Here is a 17344-nt window from a genome sequence, read left to right as displayed (position 1 = left end):
CGTAGAACGTAGCCCGCTCGGCTGCAAAGACCTAGTCTTCGTTGGCCAGCAAGAAGCGTTGCCTGGCTGCGTCGATTGGATTCACATCGGCGCCGTCATCGAAGTACCAGAAGGTCCAGCCGTTGCAGCTGGGGGCCTCTTGCAGGTCTTTGCCTAGTCCGTGGATCGAACCGATCTGCTTGCCCTTCGCGCCGTCGAGTTCCAGCGAGCCATCGGCGCGCACTGTTGCGATCCAGCGGCGTTTCTTGTCGAACACCTTTGTACCCGGCTTGATGTAGCCATTCTCCACCAAAGTCCCGAAGGCAACGCGCGGCGCGGCCTTCTTGCTTTGCATGGTCTCAATCACGCTTTCATCCAGCGGCAGTTCTTTCTCGATCCGCTTCATCGCAACGCCGCGGTAGAAATCCTCACGTTCGCAGCCGATCCATTGGCGGCCAAGGCGCTTTGCCACCGCGCCGGTGGTGCCCGTGCCAAAGAATGGGTCGAGCACGACGTCGCCCTTTTCCGTGGTGGCCAGCAGCACGCGGTAAAGCAGCGCCTCGGGCTTTTGCGTTGGATGGGCTTTCTTGCCGTTTTCTTTCAGCCGCTCCTGCCCGGCGCAGATCGGCATCACCCAATCGCTGCGCATTTGCAGCTCGTCATTGAGCGTCTTCATCGCGCGGTAATTGAATTGATAACGGGCCTTTTCGCCCATGCTCGCCCAGATCAGGGTCTCATGCGCATTGGTGAACCGTGTGCCTTTGAAATTCGGCATCGGATTGGTCTTGCGCCAGACGATATCATTGAGGATCCAAAAGCCGAGATCCTGCAGGATTGAGCCGACGCGGAAGATGTTGTGATAGCTGCCGATGACCCATAGGGCGCCGTCCGGTTTCAGTACGCGGCGCGCCTCGGTCAGCCAGTCGCGGGTGAATTTGTCATACAGTTGGAAGCTGTCGAATTGGTCCCAGTGATCGGTGACGGCATCGACCTGGCTGCCATCCGGGCGGTTGAGATCGCCGCCCAATTGCAGATTGTAAGGCGGATCGGCGAACACGCAATCGACGCTGTTGTCGGGCAGCGAGCGCATGGCCTCAACACAATCACCAGACAGGATCTGGCCAACCGGCACGTCAGCAGCAGGCGCAGCCTTCGCTCTGCCCGCCTGCTTTGGCGTTTTTGCAATTACTGTCCCTGCCCGCAGTTTTGCGGTTTCCATCACACCCATCATATTTCCCCGAACCGCGTCTAACCGCGCAAAGTTATCCACAGGGTGAGTCCAAGCGGACTCCACGTCAAGACAAACTTGATCGGCTTTTATGGTTAACAAGCAGTTAGCGGCGCAAGTTCACACGCGGAACGAAACAAGGCCCCACAAGATATGGAGTCTCGCGCGGCGGCAGGGGGCCGAAATAGAGGGGGTGTGGCGCGAAAGACTCAAAACCTGTCTTTGCGGCCAAACTAACTCACATGAACACGAACACGACATTGCCGAGGAACGCGGCGAGCAGAACGAGGCCCATGGACCGCCCGATCGATTTTGCAAACCAGAGCAGGCCGAGCAATGCGACCGCGCTGGCGATCAGCAGGCCCATTTGAACGCCCAGCAAATTCTCCGGCAGGGCAAATGGGGCGATCCCCATAGTGACGCCGCCGATCAGCAGAATGTTGTAGATGTTTGAGCCAACGACATTGCCAATCGCCAGGCCCGGCTTGCCGCGCAAAGCCGCCGCAACGGATGCCGCGAGTTCAGGCAGCGAGGTGCCAAAGGCGACCACGGTGAGGCCAATCGCGGTCTCACTGACCCCAAACAGGGTTGCCAGATCAATCGCGCCGGTCACCAATATCTGGCCGCTGAACACCAAGACCGCGAGGCCCACAGCGAACAGAGCCGAGGCGACATAGCCGTTCTCTGGCGCGTCATCGTCATCATCGTCTTCCTGCGCTGCACCCGGAAAGAAATAGCGCCAGACGATATAACTGACGATGCCAACCAGCAGTGCGCCGCCAATCCAGCGCGCACCCAGCTGAGAATAGGCCAAGGCCGCGAGGCCAATTGTCGCGATCAGAGCGACCACGGCATCGCGCCGCCCGCCCCCGGTCAGCGCAATCGGCATCACTAGCGCCGTCGCGCCCAGGATCAGCAAAGTGTTTGCGAGGTTGGAGCCAACGATATTGCCCCAAGCAATGCCCGGCGATCCTTCGAGCGCGGCCTGAACGCTGGCGACCATTTCCGGCATGCTGGTGGCAAAGCCAACGATCACCAAACCGGTGACCAGAGTGGAAATACCCAGCTTTTGCGCAATGCCCACCGCACCGCGCACCAACAGTTCGCCGCCAATCGCCAGGCCAACCAGGCCCGCAAGGCTCAAGAGAATCGCGTTCAACATGCGCGGCGCTTAAGCGAACCACAGGAAACTTAAAAGCGAATAGAGTTTATGTCTCGTTCACCGTAGCCACCCGCGCCCTCCACCCTTCCACCCGGATCGTATCCGAAACTGTTCCGGGCGGAAGGGTGGAGGGCGCGGGTGGCTACGGCGCGCGTAACGGCGCGCTCAAAGCAAAGACGCCTGAGCAACAGGTGCAAAACTGTAGCGGTGCAGCGGCGTGGGCCCGTGTTTACGCAGCGCCTCCATATGCGCAGCCGAGCCATAGCCCTTGTTCCGCTCCCAGCCATATTCAGGATATTTCTGCGCCGCCTCAATCATGATCCGGTCGCGCCATTCCTTAGCAACGATGGACGCAGCCGATATCGCGGGCTCAATCCCGTCGCCGCCGACGATAGAGCGCGCGGGCCAGCGCCAGCCATCGCGCCGGCCCGCCGGCGTCATATTGCCATCGATGATGACCTCGGTGATGGTCTCAATCCCGCGCTCCGCCAATGCTGCGCACAGCCGCGCGGTCGCATCCGTCATCGCCTGAAAGGTCGCTTGCAAGATATTGATTTCATCAATCTGCGGCGGCTCAATCACGCCCACAGCCCAGGCGCAGCTCTCGCGGATTTCCAGATCGAGCCGTGCGCGTTTTTTCGGCGAAAGTGCCTTGGAATCCGCCAAACCTTCAGGCGGCGACTTGCACAAAACGACGGCTCCCGCCACTACCGGGCCAGCCAGCGGGCCCCGTCCCGCCTCATCGACACCAATTATGACCCCCGATTTCGAAAAATCCGGGGCACCAAATTCTGTTTTGGGAGTTCCAGAGACCATGATGAAATTTTCCAAGCTCGCATTCGCCCTATCCCTCCCCGCATTCGCGCTCGCAAGCTGCGGCAATGCAAATTCCGTGGACGAGACCGCCGCTGAAGGCGCGGCCGATCCCACCAATGTCAGCTACAGTGTGGAGCCGATGGGTGAGTTCAACGAACCCTGGGCGGTGGCTTTTGCACCCGGCACGGACATGATCTTTCTGACTGAGAAACCCGGCACCATGCGCGCGGTCGACACAGCCAGCGGCACCGTGATGGAAGTCACCGGCATGCCCAATGTCGATTATGGCGGCCAAGGAGGCCTTGGCGATATTGCCTTCCTGCCATCGGAAGCTGGCGAAGACCTGTCTGAGCGCACGATCTATCTCAGCTGGGCGGAGGCTGGCGACGGCGACACGCGCGGTGCAGTATTGGGCCGCGGCACATTGTCTTGCGAGGCAGAGGCCTGCGCAGTTTCGGGCCTAGACGTGATCTGGCGCCAAGCGCCCAAGACCGGGAAGCGCGGGCATTATTCGCACCGCATCGCCGTTTCTCCTGATGAGCAATATCTGTTCGTATCAAGCGGCGACCGCCAAGAGCTGGAGCCTGCGCAGGACAACACCAACAATCTGGGCACGGTCGTGCGCCTCAACCTCGATGGTACGCCAGCAGAGGGCAACCCTTTTGCTGAAGAAGGCGGCATCACCTCAGAAATCTGGTCGTACGGCCACCGCAATGTCCTGGGCCTGGCGTTCGATCCAGACGGCCAATTGTGGGATCTGGAGCATGGGCCAGCAGGCGGCGATGAATTTAACAAGGTCACCCGCGGCACCAATTATGGCTGGCCAACGGTTTCCGACGGCGAGCATTACAATGGCGACCCGATCCCGAACCACTCGACCCGTCCAGAATTTCAAACCGCAGCGATTGGCTGGACCCCTGTGATCGCGCCGGGTGATTTCCTGTTCTACACCGGCGATGCATTCCCAGCGTGGAAGGGCGATCCGTTGATGGTAGGCCTCGCCGCACAAGGCATTGTGCATGTCGAGATTGACGGCGACACCGCCACCGAAGTTGCGCGCCACACGTTCGACGCGCGCATTCGCGGAATTGAGCAAGGCCCGGATGGCAACATCTGGCTGATCGAAGACGGCGAAGGCGGCAAGCTGCTCAAGGTTTCGCCGAAGTAAAAGAGCAGACCGCGTACTGGGAAGGCTGATCGGTCGCGCAGCGACCGCAAGGCCGCACGGCCGCCCGCAGCGATGCGATCTTTGATCGCGTGAGCGAGGAAAGCCAAGCGAGCCGGATGGCTCGCGCCCGGCGCTTGAGGGTCTGATAAAAACCGCCTAAGCGCCCGGCACGATGGCAACACTGATCCCTCTTGCCGCGGTTGAAGCCGCGATGATCGAGCAATTGCTCGACCGTGCCTTTGGCCCAGATCGCCATGCGCGCACCGCGTACCGGATTCGCGAAGGCGTTGAATGGCTGGAAGGCCTCAGCTTCGCCGCGCTCGACGAGGATGACCTGCTGGTCGGCACGATCCAGGTGTGGCCGGTCGCGCTGACCGATCCCGATGGGCGCAATTATCCGCTGCTGATGATTGGCCCGGTTGCCGTGCTGCCAGAGCATCAGCGCGAGGGCTATGGCAAGGCACTGATGCTCGCCAGCCTGGAGGCGATCGCCAATATGGGCGGCAATGCCCCCGCGCTGCCGCAAGTGATGATCGGCGATCCGGAATATTATGGCCGCTTCTTTGGGTTTAGCGCCGAGCCTACCGCCGGGTGGCGCGCGCCCGGCCCGAATGATCCGGCTCGGCTGCTGGTGCGCTGTGACAATCCGGCGGTGCTTCCTGCCAAGGGCAACCTTGGTCCATGGGGTTCTTTTGAGACGGCAAGTAACAGCTCAGACTTGGCGAAGTGATCGACATCTGGCATCGCTGACGCTGTAAATGCCTTACGAACCACCCCCTTATCTCGCCGACCTGACGCTGGCCCAGATTGCTGAGCAAGTTGCGGCGCGCAAATTGCCCCCGGTTGAAGGGTGGGCCCCGACTAAAATGGGCGACAGCCGCATGCGTATTGCCGCCGATGGAACATGGTTTCACGATGGCGATCCGATCCGGCGCGAGGCTATGGTGAGAGCCTTCTCTGGCCTGCTAACGCGCGATGCATCGGGTGAGCATTTCCTGGTCAGCCCGTTTGAGAAGCTCAGCATTGAGGTGGAGGACGCGGCCTTTATCGCAACCGACTGCGCTCAGCGTGAGGGCGGGCTCGCCTTTTTCCTGAACACCGATGAGCTGGTGATTGCCGGGCCGGAGCATACCTTGCGCGCAGCGGGCGATGCAGAAACCCCCGCGATTTATCTGCACGTGCGGCGCGGCTGCGAAGCGCGCCTCAACCGCTCTACCTATGCGCAGCTCGCTGAAATCGCGATTGCGAACGGCGATGACTGGACCGTTTCAAGCGGGGGCGAGACCTTCTCGCTTCTGCCCTGAGGCGCCCGCCAATATGAGCTCGCTCTTCGCTCATCTCAGCCGCCTTTACGAAGACGGGCACCGGCACGAAATCACCGACCTGCTGAGCGATAAGAGCTTTTTGGAAGGCGGTCGCACAGCAGAGGCGGCCGTTCTGATCGCGGTAACCGACCGGGCTGAACCGGGCGTCATCCTAACCCAGCGCCCGCAGGATATGCGCGATCACCCCGGCCAAGTCGCCTTTCCAGGCGGCAAGCTAGACCCCGGCGAAGACGCGATCACCGCCGCCCTGCGAGAGGCGCAGGAAGAGCTCGCGATTGATCCCGCCGATGTGCAGGTTATCGGGGAAACCGATTGCTATCAAACCGGCACGGGCTTCAATGTGACCCCGGTGCTCGCTGTGGTGCCGCCTGACCTAGAACTGACCCCCAGCCCGGCAGAGGTCGAGGCATGGTTCGAGGTGCCACTTGCGACTTTGCTGGAGGAGGAGAATTGGGAAAGCCATGAGGTTTTCTGGCGCGGGCAAATGCGTCATTATCTGGAAATGCGTTACGAGGGCTTTCGCATTTGGGGTGTGACGGCAGCAATCATCGCCAATCTGTCGCGGCGGATTGCGCCTGAAAGGCTGGTGAGCGGTGCCTGATCTCGCCGCAGCAGACTGGCCCAAGCGCGCCGATTTGCGCGCGCTGACAGAGGCGCTAGGCGCAGACAATATTCGCTGGGTCGGCGGGGCGGTGCGCGACACTCTGATCGGCATGGCCGTCCACGATGTCGATTGCGCGACCAAGCTGACGCCGGACGTGGTGATTGACCGCTGCCGCGAGGCGGGCATTCGCACGGTTCCCACCGGGCTGGACCATGGCACCATCACCGCCGTGCTTGAGGGTGGACCGGTGGAGGTCACGACCCTGCGCCGCGATGTCGCCACCGACGGCAGGCGCGCAACCATCGCCTTTGCGCAGGAATGGCAGGAGGACGCCGCCCGGCGCGATTTCACGATCAACGCGCTGTTCGCGCATCCCGAGACACTGGAAATTTCCGACTATTTTGGCGGGCTGGATGATCTCGCCGCGCGGCGCGTGCGTTTTATTGGCGATGCCCGCACCCGCATTCGCGAGGATCACTTGCGGATACTGCGCTATTACCGGTTTCAGGCACGCTTTGGCGCGGACTTGAATGCCGAAGCCGAGGAAGCCTGCGAAGAGCTGGCCGGGACGCTCAAGGGCCTCAGCCGGGAGCGGGTTTCGGGCGAATTGCTCGGCATTCTTGCCCTGCCCGATCCGCACCCGACCACCGCGCGCATGCACGCAAAGGGCGTGCTGGGCGTGATCCTGCCAGAGGCTTGCAAAGCGCATCTTGCAGCGCTCCAGAATCTGATCGCGGCGGAAACCGCACAAGGTTTTGCGCCCGATCCGCTGCGGCGTTTGGCCGCTCTGCTGCCGCCCATTCGTGAGGTTTCTGAAGCAATGGCGGCACGGCTGCGATTGTCGCGGGCTCAGCGCGCGCGCCTGATCTGCGCGGCGGAACGCAGTCAAGATGATGGCACGAACCCGCTCGCGCTCGCCTATTATGAAGGCGCGCAAGGCGCAGCCGACCGACTGCTGTTGCTAGGCCAGGATGCAAGCGCGGTGAAAGATTGGGAGCGGCCGCAATTCCCGCTCAAAGGCGGAGAGATTGTCGCGCGCGGCGTGCAGGCTGGCCCGGAGGTTGCGCGGTTGTTGCAGACCGTTGAGGCGCGCTGGGTCGAGGAAGGTTTCCCAAGCCGCGAACGTATACTCGCATTGCTCAGCGAGACACTAGGCGATTGAACTAGAACCCGCTCGTGCTGAGCTTGTCGAAGCACTGCTCTTTTCATTCGTGCCGCTGGAAGAAGAAGTGCAGCCCTTCGGAGTCGAAGACGGCGCCTAGCGCCACCAGCTCAGGGCGAACGGGTTTGAGAGAGTGCCCCCCCTAACCCCCGAAATTATTGCTCTTCGGGAAGCCCTGCGGTGGCATCCGCCCGGCCCCGCCGCGCGCGACCTTCCATAGGTGGATATCCGTCTCAGTCCGGGTCCGCTCGCCCGATCCGCCCATCTGCCAGCTTAGGCCTTCGCCCAGTACAAAGGTGATCGCATCAGACAACCCGCCGTCGCGGTACCGCTGAAGCATCACGCCCTGTCCGCGCGCCATTACTGGCATTTCTTCTAGATTGAAGACAACCAGCTTGCGATTGTCGCCGACGCAGGCAACGTGATCATGCTCCGGCGCGATTTCCCGCATCACTTGCAGCTGCGCATTGCCCTTCAGGTTCACGACCTGCTTGCCCTTCTTGGTCTCAGCGAGCAGCTCAGAGGTTTCCGCAACAAAGCCCTTGCCGATGCTGGAGGCGAGCAGAAGACGGCCGCCTTCCTTATGCACCAGCATTTTCGCGATATTCGTGTCCGATTCCAAATCGATCATCGTGCGCACCGGCTCGCCAAAGCCGCGCGCGCCTGGCAATTTGTCACAGCCCAGCGTGTAGAACCGCCCGTTTTCCGCCGCGATCAGCAATTTATCGGTCGTCTGCGCATGCAAGATATAGGCGAGCGCATCGCCTTCCTTATATTTGAACTCTTGCGCCAGATCGACATGGCCCTTGGCAGCGCGGATCCAGCCCTTTTGCGACAGGATGATCGTCACCGGCTCTTTCTCGATCATCGCATCCATCGAAAACTCGACCGCCGGGGCCGCTTCTTCGATCCGCGTGCGGCGTTTGCCGAGCGGCGTGTCCTCGCCATATTCCTTGCGCAGCGCGCGTAGGTCTTTCTTCAGCAGGGTCCGCTGACGCGCTGGCGATGCGAGCAATTTCTCAAGCCCATCTTGCTCCTCAAGCAGCGCAGTCTTTTCATCGCGCAGCTGCATTTCCTCCAGCTTGCGCAAGGACCGCAGACGCATGTTGAGGATTGCCTCGGCCTGACGATCATTGAGCTTGAACTCCGCGATCATCACCGGCTTGGGCTCGTCCTCGGTCCGGATAATCTCGATTACGCGGTCGAGATTGAGGAAGGCGGTGATATAACCTTCGACCAGCTCCAACCGGGCGGCGATCTTATCCAGCCGGTGCTGCGCGCGGCGCTGCAAGATATCGATCTGCGCCCGCGTCCAATTTTCCAGCAGCTCTTTAAGGCCCATCACCATCGGGGTGCGGGTGGCGTCGAGCACGTTCAGATTGAGGCCAAAGCGGGTCTCAAGATCGGTCAGCTTAAACAGCGATTCCTTAAGCAGCTCCGGGTCCACATTGCGGCTGCGCGGGACGAGGACGATGCGGATTTGCTCGTCACTTTCATCGCGCACATCCTCAAGGATCGGCAGCTTCTTGTCCGCTATCGCCTGAGCGATCTGTTCGATCAGCTTGCCCTTGGCGACCTGATACGGAATTTCTGAAATGACCAGCTGCCATTGCCCGCCGCCCAGCCGCTCAATCCCGGCATCGCGGTCTTCGGCCTTCTCCGCCTCTTCGGCAAAGAACCGGCCGCGCAGGCGGAAGCTGCCGCGCCCCGTTGCATAGGCCTCGCTGATTGCCTCACGGCTGTCGACCACTTGCCCGCCAGTTGCAAAGTCTGGCCCCTGGAACAGCTCCATCAGCCGCTCGTGCTCGACATGCGGATTGTCGATCAGCTCCAGCGTGGCATCAATCACTTCGGCGACATTGTGCGATGGGATATTGGTCGCCATGCCCACCGCAATCCCGCTCGCCCCATTGGCCAGCAGATTGGGAAACAGGCCGGGCATCAATTCCGGCTCTTCTTCCTCACCATTGTAGGTCGGAATGAAATCGACCGTGCCCTCGTCCAGACCCTGCATCAATTGCATCGCGGTCTTGGTCAGGCGCGCCTCGGTGTAACGATAGGCGGCAGCATTATCGCCATCGACATTGCCGAAGTTCCCCTGCCCCTCGACCAGCGGATAGCGCAGCGAGAAATCCTGCGCGAGCCGCACCATCGCATCGTAAGCGGCGGTATCGCCATGCGGGTGATATTTACCGATTACCTCGCCCACAACGCGGGCGGATTTCTTGAACGTATTGCTTGGGTCAAGCTTTAGCTGGCGCATGGTCCACAGCAGGCGGCGATGAACCGGCTTCAAGCCATCGCGCAGATCCGGCAAAGACCGCGCCGTAATCGTCGAGAGAGCATATACAAGATAGCGTTCCTCGAGCGCGCTATCGAACGGCGCATCGACGATTGCATCAAACGGATCTTCGGGCAGATCGCCGGTGGTCGTGTCTTTGGTGTCAGCCATCGCTCAACGACTTAGCAAGCAAGTCCGCGCCGTGGGAGAGGGGTTTCCACAGGAATGGGCGCAAAAAGCGGACTTTCAGCTTGCGATCCAAGAGTAGACATGAGGTTCAGATCCATTGGCCTATACGGCCTCGTGCTCCGCTTCACCCAAACGCCTCATCGAGGGGTGTAAGACTTTACGATTCTTTTCTCTTTTGGGGTTAGCTACCTAGGTGAGCGCATAGCACTGAGCTCACGAGAGGCCCGAGAGACCATGTTGAAAACAGCGGTGATTGTTAGCGGCATTCTGGGCGTGCTTGCCTGGCTGATGCCTGGCCTTGTTATCATGGGCTTTTTCCTTCTGCTTGTACCCGGGCTGATCCTCAGCCTCGCGCCGACTGTCTTCTGCTATCTCGCGCTCGCCTTGCTTATCCGCACCTTACTGCCGTTTGAGCCAAGTGTGACTACAACGCTATTCTCGCTCGTCGCCTCGGGCGTGATCGGTTGGGTGGTGATGCAGCCATTCCATCGCAGCGAGGTTGCCCGGTTCGAAGCCGCAGTGAGACCCGCTGCTCCTACGCCCGAAGGTTTTCGCCTCAGCGGGGTCGTGAAGGTTGAGGGCTACAATACCCCCTTCCACGAAAACGCCGGACGCGAGGGCTGCAACGCTTTGTGCTTGGCTATCCTTGACCAACCGGACGTCGCGGCGGTGATCGATGTGACGCAGACGAAAGACGAAGAACCGGTCGCGGTCGTTTATCGCCTTGGCCAAGATCAGCCCGGTGTGCGGTCCGAGCCTCTCAAAGCTTCGCCAATCCTCAAGCATTTCCCGCGGGCCAACACGAAGGATGGCTTCAGCGAAGGCTGGGAGCAGCTGAAAATGCGGGAAGAGAAGCTTGACGCCCAGTGGGCGCAGCGCATGACTGGTGAGGAACCGCTGATGGCAGCCCCGGCCAGTCCCGACGATGCGGCGGACTTCACCATCGCCTTCATCGATAAGCCGCGCCCTTATGAAGACCCGCGTTTCCTGCATATCGAGATTCACGACCACCGAGGCGATCTGGTGGGGCGCACCGGCGTCACCGAGCATTGGGTGCCCGCCCCCTTCTTCTTCCTGGAGTTTATAGGGGGTAGCGCGGCGGACGGCTTTTCAGGCCGACGCTTTCGTCTCGCCAAACAAGTCAAGCGTGAAGGCGGGCGGCTTGATACGTTCAAGGCGCTTAAATCCCTTATCGAATTGGTCCGCCTTCAAGCGCCTGAGATTGACGATCAAGCCGGACAAGATTTGCGCGAAAAGGTCATCGCCACACTCGCCAATCCGCAAGCGAACGCTGAGCAATTGGCGTTGGGCGACTTATGGCTGGCGGCGAACAGCAATGGCTTGCCGCAAGGTGAGCTGACTTTGGTCGGCGCGCTTCTAGAAGATGATCGCTTCCCCATCTCACGCGATCGGCTTTTGGGCGCGCTGCGCGGCAAGACCGATCTCACACCGCTACGCACCGGGTTAGTGCAACGAGCGATCGAGGAACAGGATTCCAAGGCACGGTCGGCTTTTGTTGAACTGCTCAACAAGATGCCGCAGGGCACCTTTGCAACGCCTACCGAGCAGGAGCAGTATATGTGGGAAAATTATCGCGAAACCTTCGAATTCACTCCATTTCTTATTCGGTTGGTCGACCAGGGTGAGTCAGCCGTTCCGCAAATGCTCCAAGTGATAGAGGGCGGTCTTTTAGAACCTAGCAATAAGCGCCAATGGACCTCCCGGTTAATGGCTACCGCGTTACAAGAGATGGGGCCAAAAGCAAAAGCCGCAATTCCGCGCATTAACCAGCTTTCTGGCATGAGCGGATCACCGCTCACGTCCGAATGGAAGCAGCGAAGAGAATGGTGCTTTGCTCTGGCACGTATGGGGCTTCCCATTGAAGAAATCGCCTTTCCGCCGCACTTCGACGATGACACAGTGGAAAGCTATCGCGAAGCGACGCGAAAGCGGTTGGTCCGTTACGAACAAGAACAAACTCGGACAGCTGAAGGGCAATAGGTGCCCGACCAATTAAGCCAAAAACCAACATTTTGACCGCCGGCGAGACAGCCTAGGCCACGTCCAATCGTATTTGATCTGCTGGGCCGTCGGGAGGGGCGGAAACTAATTAGTTGTTGGTCCCCTACCCCCAAAAAAGCTCACCTTAAACCCAAAGCTCGAGCTTGCCGGAAGCGGGCTTGACTTCATTGTTTGCTGCCGTCCCTCAGCGCCGCCATGTCTTCTCGCAAAGCGCGCAATTGGATCAGGATTTCCTCGCGTTCGCCGTGCGCGTCTTCTTCTGTCGCCTCTGACATGGCGTTCACAATCACACCAATGAACAGGTTGAGGACAATGAAGCTCGTCATCAAAATGAACGGCACGAAGAACGCCCAGGCGTAAGGGTATTCCTCCATCACCGGGCGCACGATGCCCATCGACCAGCTTTCCAGAGTCATGATCTGGAACAGCGAATAAAGCGAGGCGCCAAGCGTCCCGAACCATTCCGGGAAGCTCTCGCCGAACAGCTTCGTCGCCATCACCGCGCTGATGTAGAACAGCAGCAGCAGCATGACGATCACCGTGCCGATGCTGGGGATCGCCTTAAACAGGCCGACGATGACGCGCCGCATGCTGGGCACGACCGAAATCAGGCGCAGCGCCCGCAGGATGCGCAGCGCCCGCAGAACAGAGAATTGCTGGCTCGCGGGCACGAGCGCGACGCTGACGATCACCAGATCAAAGATGTTCCAGCCGTTTTTGAAAAAGGCAAAGCGGTAGGCAAACAGCTTGATCAGCAATTCAATCACGAAAATTGTCAGCGCGATCGTGTCGAGCATCTGCACGACCCCGCCCACATTCGACATGACCCAGGGCGAGGTCTCCATCCCCAAACCGATCGCATTGATCACGATGACGGCAATGATAACGCGCTCAAAAGAGCCGGATTCGACCAAGTTCTGGGCGCGCTCTCGCAGCGTCATTTCGGATACTCCAACGGTGATTAAGGCAAGGAAACAGTGACCTTGGCCGCCCCCTTAACACCGCCTTTCGCACCTCGCCAGAAGGAGCAGCGCGTGATGCTCAGAAAAAGAAGGGGCTTGCAACGAAACTAAAATGTGGCACAATTATGGCGAAAATTAGGCGCAAATGAGGCACCCCGCCCCAATTCGCCTCTTTTTCAGGAGAGTGATCATGAAGTTTGGTAGGAAGATAAGCGTAACATTGGTGGCAACGATCAGCGTCTTTGCCCTCGCCGCCTGCAGTGAGGCCACCCAAGAAATGAGCGCAAGCTCAGACTTTGCTTTGGCCGAGGCGGACGTCGCAGCCGAGGCAGTATCATCACCATCTGCACCCGAAAGCGCGGATATACCGGTCGACGAACCACAAATCGCCTACACCTATCGGCTTGGTTTTGATCTTCCACTCGATAGCATCAGAAAGGTCCAGCAAACCCATGTTGCCATGTGCGAAGAGCTGGGCAGCAATGGATGCCGCGTGATCTCGATGAACCAAGCGCGCGACAGCGACGAATACTCTAGCGGAAATCTGCACATCGCTGTCGCTGCCAAAGAAGCGCGCGATTTCGCCAAGAAACTCGAAACCACGACGGGCGAAGCAGATGGGGAATTGGTGTCGTCCTCGCTGACCGGCGAGGATTTGTCGAAACAGATCGTCGACACAGAGGCGCGGCTGCGTTCACGCGAATTGCTACGTGATCGACTGATGCAAATCCTCGCTTCTCGAAATGGCACTGTCGGCGAACTCGTCGAGGCCGAACGCGCCGTCGCGCAGGTCAATCAGGAAATCGATCAGGCCCGCAGTTGGCTCGAAACGATGCGCACCCGCGTCGCATTCAGCGAGATGACAATCCGCTATGAAGCCGGCGAAGTGAGCGCCGTTTCCGGCAGCTTTGGCGAACCAATAGAAGCCGCCTGGAATTCGCTGGGCACGATACTCGGCAGTACGATTGCGTTTATGATGATGGCTGGGACCGTGCTGTTCCCGATTATATTCCTGCTCCTAGCGCTTCGCTGGGTGCTGCACCGCTTTGGCTATCGCCTGCGGTTCTGGAAGAACGCCCGCCGCGAAGCACCTGCCGCGAGCGAGGCCTAAGCCGACATATCATGCGCTTCGGACGGGATGGTCACCGCCAGCCCGTCCAGCGCTTCGGTGAGCTCAATCTGGCAGGACAGGCGGCTGGTGCGGCGCACGCCGGCGGCAAAGTCGAGCATATCCTCTTCTTCCTCGCTCGCCTGCTCCAGCCGGTCAAACCATTCGGCGGCGACAATCACATGGCAGGTGGAGCACGCCATCTGTCCCTCGCACGTTCCCTCCAGCGGCAGGCCATGCGCTTGGCCGACCTTCAGCAGGCTGTCGCCCGCCTCACCCTCGACCTCAACAGATGCGCCTTTGGCATCGGTAAAGTGGACTTTCACCCCCATCACAGCTGCTCCTTGGCGGCCGCATTGATGGCCTCTGCCGCCGCTTCTATCTGCTCCATCGTCGTATAGCGGCCAAAACCGAGCCGGATCGAGGATTTCGCCTGTTTGTCGCCAAGGCCAATGGCTTTGAGCACATGGCTGGGCCGCCCCGATCCGCTGGCGCAGGCGGACCCCGCGCTGAACATGATCGTGCGACAATCGGACATCAGCCGGGCCACATCCAAGCCTTCTCCCCGGATATTGAGATTGCCATGCCAGCGCGCCTCTTCGCTGCCGTTCACGGTCCAATCGGAAAACAGCTCGCGAGCTCTGTTCCACAGCGTTTCGATATGCTGCGCGTCCTCGGTCACACGCTCCGCTGCCAGATGCGCGGCGGCGCCCATGCCAGCGATCAGAGCCGGAGCCAAAGTGCCGGAGCGAACGCCATGCTCCTGCCCGCCGCCGGTCTGCACTTCTTTGAGTTCCACGCCGTCTCGCACCCACAACGCGCCCACGCCCTTCGGCCCGTGAAACTTATGCGCGCTAATCGCGATCATATCAGCGCCGGTCACCTCGATTTTGCCGTAAGCCTGCACGGCATCGACCAGAAACAGCGCGTTCGCTTGCTTCGCGCGGCGGTGCCATTCCAGTGTCGGCTGCACCGTGCCGATCTCATTATTGACCTGCATCACCGCGACCATGCGCGTGTTCTTAGGCAGGTCTTGCGAGGGATCGCACAAACCCTGATTATCCACGCTTAGCAAATGATGCGCGCCCGCCGCCTTGGCCGTGTCGCCAACGGCGGAATGTTCAATCGCGGAGAAAGCCACCGCACCATCGCCTCCTGAGCCCCGGATCGCGAGATTGAGCGCCTCGGTCGCGCCGCTAGTGAAGATCACTTTGCCGCCTGCGGGAAACAAAGCCGCAACCCGGTCACGCGCCAGCTCAATCGCAGCCGCCGCCTGACGCCCCATACGATGCGGTGAATGCGGATTGCCAAAGCCGGTGCCGTCCGGCCCATCGAGCCAGCGCAGCATGGCATCGCGCGCCTCGGGCGCGAGCGGGGTCGTGGCTTGGTAATCGAGGTAGATCATTGCTTTGCCCCCTCTATCCGCTCGCCCTGAGCTTGTCGAAGGGCTGTTCTTGTTTTTCGTCCATCGAACCAGAAAAAATGCAGTGCTTCGACAAGCTCAGCACAGGCGGGTTTCATTAGGCAAGGCTGCTCCAAGCCTGCGCAAACGCATTCAATTCTTCCGGTGTCGTGCTCCAACCCAGGCTAACCCGAATAGTCCGCGCGGCGACTTCATCGGAGACGCCAAACGCATCCAGCACGCGGCTTTTCTTCAGCGTGCCAGACGAGCATGCGCTGCCCGCCGACACTGCAAAACCCATAGCGTCGAGCCGGATTAGCAAAGCCTGCGCGCTCATGGTCGGATGGGTCACTGCAAAGATGTAATTCGCCTGGTCGCCAATCGTCAGCACGCCCTCGCCCAGCTGTTGGGCAAACCCTTGCCGCTGCGCCGCAGTGGTCTGCCAATCGCCCGCCTCTAAGGCCGCCGCCATGCCCAGCGCACCGGGTACATTTTCGGTCCCTTGGCGATAGCCGCGCTCATGCCCGCCAATGGGATTGAGCAAGTTGAAATCGCGCAGCAGCAGCGCGCCGATCCCGATCGGGCCGCCAAATTTATGGGCAGAGACCACCAGCATATCCGCGTCGGGCAGCGTCATTTTGCCCGCACTTTGAGAGCAATCTGACAACACCACTGTGCCGCCCGGCTTCACCGTCTCGGCCATCTGCGCAACAGGATTGATAACGCCGGATTCTGAATTCACATGCTGAACGGCCAATATCGCATCATCGCCAAAGGCAGTTTCATCAGAGACCACTTCCGCATCCGGCGCAGCGCGAAGCACCGCATCATGTTCGACAGCGCTCACTATCCTACGATCAGCCTTGCTGCGATTGAGCGCGATCCACAGCGCCTCACTCGCGCCGCTGGTGAAGATTAGCTCTCCGTCCCAGTTTAGCGCACGTTTAATCCGGGCCCGCGCATCCTCCAGCGCGGCCTTCGCCTTGCGCCCTTCGCCATGCGGAGAGGAGGGATTTGCCCAAATCGCAAAGCCCTCTTCCATCGCTGCGCGCGCCTCTGGCCTCAGCGGCGTCGTGGCCGCATGATCAAGATAAATGCGTGTCTTAATGAGAACCCCTCACAAAAAATTGCGATTCTTGCATTGTTTCCTATATAGGCCGCGTCTTCGCATGCACCAGCCGGTGATACGCGCACATTTTATTTCACAAGGTTTCCGATGCCATCAGTCATCTTTCCCGGTCCAGAAGGCCGTCTCGAAGGTCGTTTTTCCCCGCCACCGCGTCCGCGCGCACCTGTTGCGATGATCCTTCATCCGCACCCAGAGGGCGGCGGCACCATGAACGATCGGATTGTGCAGCGGATGTACAAGACCTTCGTCGACCGCGGCTTTGCGACCCTGCGTTTTAACTTTCGCGGCGTCGGCCGCAGCCAGGGCAGCTTTGACAGCGGCATTGGCGAATTGTCCGATGCGGCGAGCGCGCTGGATTGGGTGCAATCGATCCACCCAGAGGCGCAGACGACCTGGGTTGCGGGCTATTCTTTTGGCGCGCTGATCGGCATGCAATTGCTGATGCGCCGCCCAGAGGTTCGCGGGTTCATCTCTGTCGCGCCGCCAGCGAATATGTATGACTTCTCGTTCCTGGCCCCTTGCCCCGCGAGCGGCATCTTTGTGCAAGGCGCCGCCGATACCGTGGTTCAGCCAAGCGCAGTGCAGAAGCTGGTCGATAAGCTGCGCACACAAAAGCACATCACGATCCACCACGAAGAGATCCCGCGCGCAAACCACTTCTTCGAGAACGAAACCGATGATCTGATGGCCTCAGTCGACAATTATCTCGACTTCCGCCTGTCGCCGGATTGTCCGATTAAGTGATCCTTCGGATCAATTATTGAATCCAGACAATTTGGCTCACCCGTCAGGTTTCGGGCGACTTAT

16 protein-coding genes are annotated in these 17344 nt (G+C 60.0%); 8 read left to right on the top strand and 8 right to left on the bottom strand.

Translation table 11 applies throughout. The annotated features are described in order from the left end of the window. Positions 1-31 precede the first annotated feature (31 nt). From AC0V6V_RS12740 to AC0V6V_RS12730, 3 genes are all read right to left on the bottom strand, one after another. The gene (locus tag AC0V6V_RS12740) at positions 32-1207 is read right to left on the bottom strand and encodes a DNA methyltransferase (RefSeq protein ID WP_486166099.1); all 1176 of its coding nucleotides are present in this window, start codon (positions 1205-1207) and stop codon (positions 32-34) included. A gap of 238 nt (positions 1208-1445) precedes the next feature. Next, positions 1446-2369 (bottom strand): calcium/sodium antiporter, encoded by a 924-nt coding sequence (locus tag AC0V6V_RS12735; protein WP_486165725.1) that lies wholly within the window; start codon positions 2367-2369, stop codon positions 1446-1448. 165 nt (positions 2370-2534) lie between these two features. Beyond that, positions 2535-3185: a ribonuclease HII gene (locus AC0V6V_RS12730; RefSeq protein ID WP_486166098.1), complete on the bottom strand. Its 651-nt coding sequence runs from the start codon at positions 3183-3185 to the stop codon at positions 2535-2537. Between AC0V6V_RS12730 and AC0V6V_RS12725 the strand changes: the two genes are divergently transcribed. The 5 genes from AC0V6V_RS12725 to AC0V6V_RS12705 all read left to right on the top strand — a co-directional run bounded on the left by AC0V6V_RS12725 (position 3184) and on the right by AC0V6V_RS12705 (position 7444). Then, positions 3184-4353 (top strand): PQQ-dependent sugar dehydrogenase, encoded by a 1170-nt coding sequence (locus tag AC0V6V_RS12725; RefSeq protein ID WP_486165724.1) that lies wholly within the window; start codon positions 3184-3186, stop codon positions 4351-4353. The two genes, AC0V6V_RS12730 and AC0V6V_RS12725, sit on opposite strands and share 2 nt — an antisense overlap. Before the next feature lie 172 nt (positions 4354-4525). Further along, positions 4526-5083 carry a GNAT family N-acetyltransferase gene (locus AC0V6V_RS12720; RefSeq protein ID WP_486165723.1) on the top strand — a complete coding sequence of 186 codons (558 nt, stop codon included), beginning with the start codon at positions 4526-4528 and terminating at the stop codon, positions 5081-5083. A gap of 28 nt (positions 5084-5111) precedes the next feature. After that, entirely contained in the window at positions 5112-5657 is a 546-nt protein-coding gene (locus tag AC0V6V_RS12715; protein WP_486165722.1) for a DUF1285 domain-containing protein, read from the top strand. A 13-nt stretch (positions 5658-5670) separates the two neighbouring features. Then, the gene (locus tag AC0V6V_RS12710) at positions 5671-6279 is read left to right on the top strand and encodes a CoA pyrophosphatase (RefSeq protein ID WP_486165721.1); all 609 of its coding nucleotides are present in this window, start codon (positions 5671-5673) and stop codon (positions 6277-6279) included. Continuing rightward, entirely contained in the window at positions 6272-7444 is a 1173-nt protein-coding gene (locus AC0V6V_RS12705; protein WP_486165720.1) for a CCA tRNA nucleotidyltransferase, read from the top strand. The genes AC0V6V_RS12710 and AC0V6V_RS12705 overlap by 8 nt, the downstream gene beginning before the upstream one ends. Positions 7445-7586: 142 nt before the next feature. Here AC0V6V_RS12705 and parC read toward each other — a convergent pair whose 3' ends face one another. After that, complete coding sequence (parC, locus tag AC0V6V_RS12700) at positions 7587-9896, bottom strand: DNA topoisomerase IV subunit A (protein ID WP_486165719.1); 2310 nt, start codon at positions 9894-9896, stop codon at positions 7587-7589. Positions 9897-10148: 252 nt separating this feature from the next. Between parC and AC0V6V_RS12695 the strand changes: the two genes are divergently transcribed. Next, positions 10149-11915 carry a phage holin family protein gene (locus AC0V6V_RS12695; protein ID WP_486165718.1) on the top strand — a complete coding sequence of 589 codons (1767 nt, stop codon included), beginning with the start codon at positions 10149-10151 and terminating at the stop codon, positions 11913-11915. 185 nt (positions 11916-12100) lie between these two features. Here the strand turns inward: AC0V6V_RS12695 and AC0V6V_RS12690 are convergent, their stop codons facing one another. Then, on the bottom strand, positions 12101-12877 hold the full coding sequence (locus AC0V6V_RS12690) for an ion transporter (protein ID WP_486165717.1): 777 nt from the start codon (positions 12875-12877) through the stop codon (positions 12101-12103). A 211-nt stretch (positions 12878-13088) separates the two neighbouring features. Between AC0V6V_RS12690 and AC0V6V_RS12685 the strand changes: the two genes are divergently transcribed. Continuing rightward, the gene (locus tag AC0V6V_RS12685; protein WP_486166359.1) at positions 13089-14009 is read left to right on the top strand and encodes a DUF4349 domain-containing protein; all 921 of its coding nucleotides are present in this window, start codon (positions 13089-13091) and stop codon (positions 14007-14009) included. Here AC0V6V_RS12685 and AC0V6V_RS12680 read toward each other — a convergent pair. From AC0V6V_RS12680 to AC0V6V_RS12670, 3 genes are all read right to left on the bottom strand, one after another. Beyond that, the gene (locus tag AC0V6V_RS12680) at positions 14006-14338 is read right to left on the bottom strand and encodes a 2Fe-2S iron-sulfur cluster-binding protein (protein WP_486165715.1); all 333 of its coding nucleotides are present in this window, start codon (positions 14336-14338) and stop codon (positions 14006-14008) included. The genes AC0V6V_RS12685 and AC0V6V_RS12680 overlap by 4 nt on opposite strands. After that, entirely contained in the window at positions 14338-15411 is a 1074-nt protein-coding gene (locus AC0V6V_RS12675; RefSeq protein WP_486165714.1) for a cysteine desulfurase family protein, read from the bottom strand. Before AC0V6V_RS12675 ends, AC0V6V_RS12680 begins: the two co-directional genes overlap by 1 nt. Before the next feature lie 115 nt (positions 15412-15526). Next, positions 15527-16504 (bottom strand): cysteine desulfurase family protein, encoded by a 978-nt coding sequence (locus AC0V6V_RS12670; protein WP_486166097.1) that lies wholly within the window; start codon positions 16502-16504, stop codon positions 15527-15529. Positions 16505-16624: 120 nt separating this feature from the next. On the opposite strand from AC0V6V_RS12670, the gene AC0V6V_RS12665 reads away from it, so the two are divergent. Next, positions 16625-17281 carry an alpha/beta hydrolase gene (locus tag AC0V6V_RS12665; RefSeq protein ID WP_472644576.1) on the top strand — a complete coding sequence of 219 codons (657 nt, stop codon included), beginning with the start codon at positions 16625-16627 and terminating at the stop codon, positions 17279-17281. Positions 17282-17344: the final 63 nt, after the last annotated feature.

It is taken from the genome of Erythrobacter sp. S249 (assembly GCF_057364975.1).
Note: the sequence above shows the minus strand (reverse complement) of the source record. Positions and strands in the feature narration are given on the sequence as shown.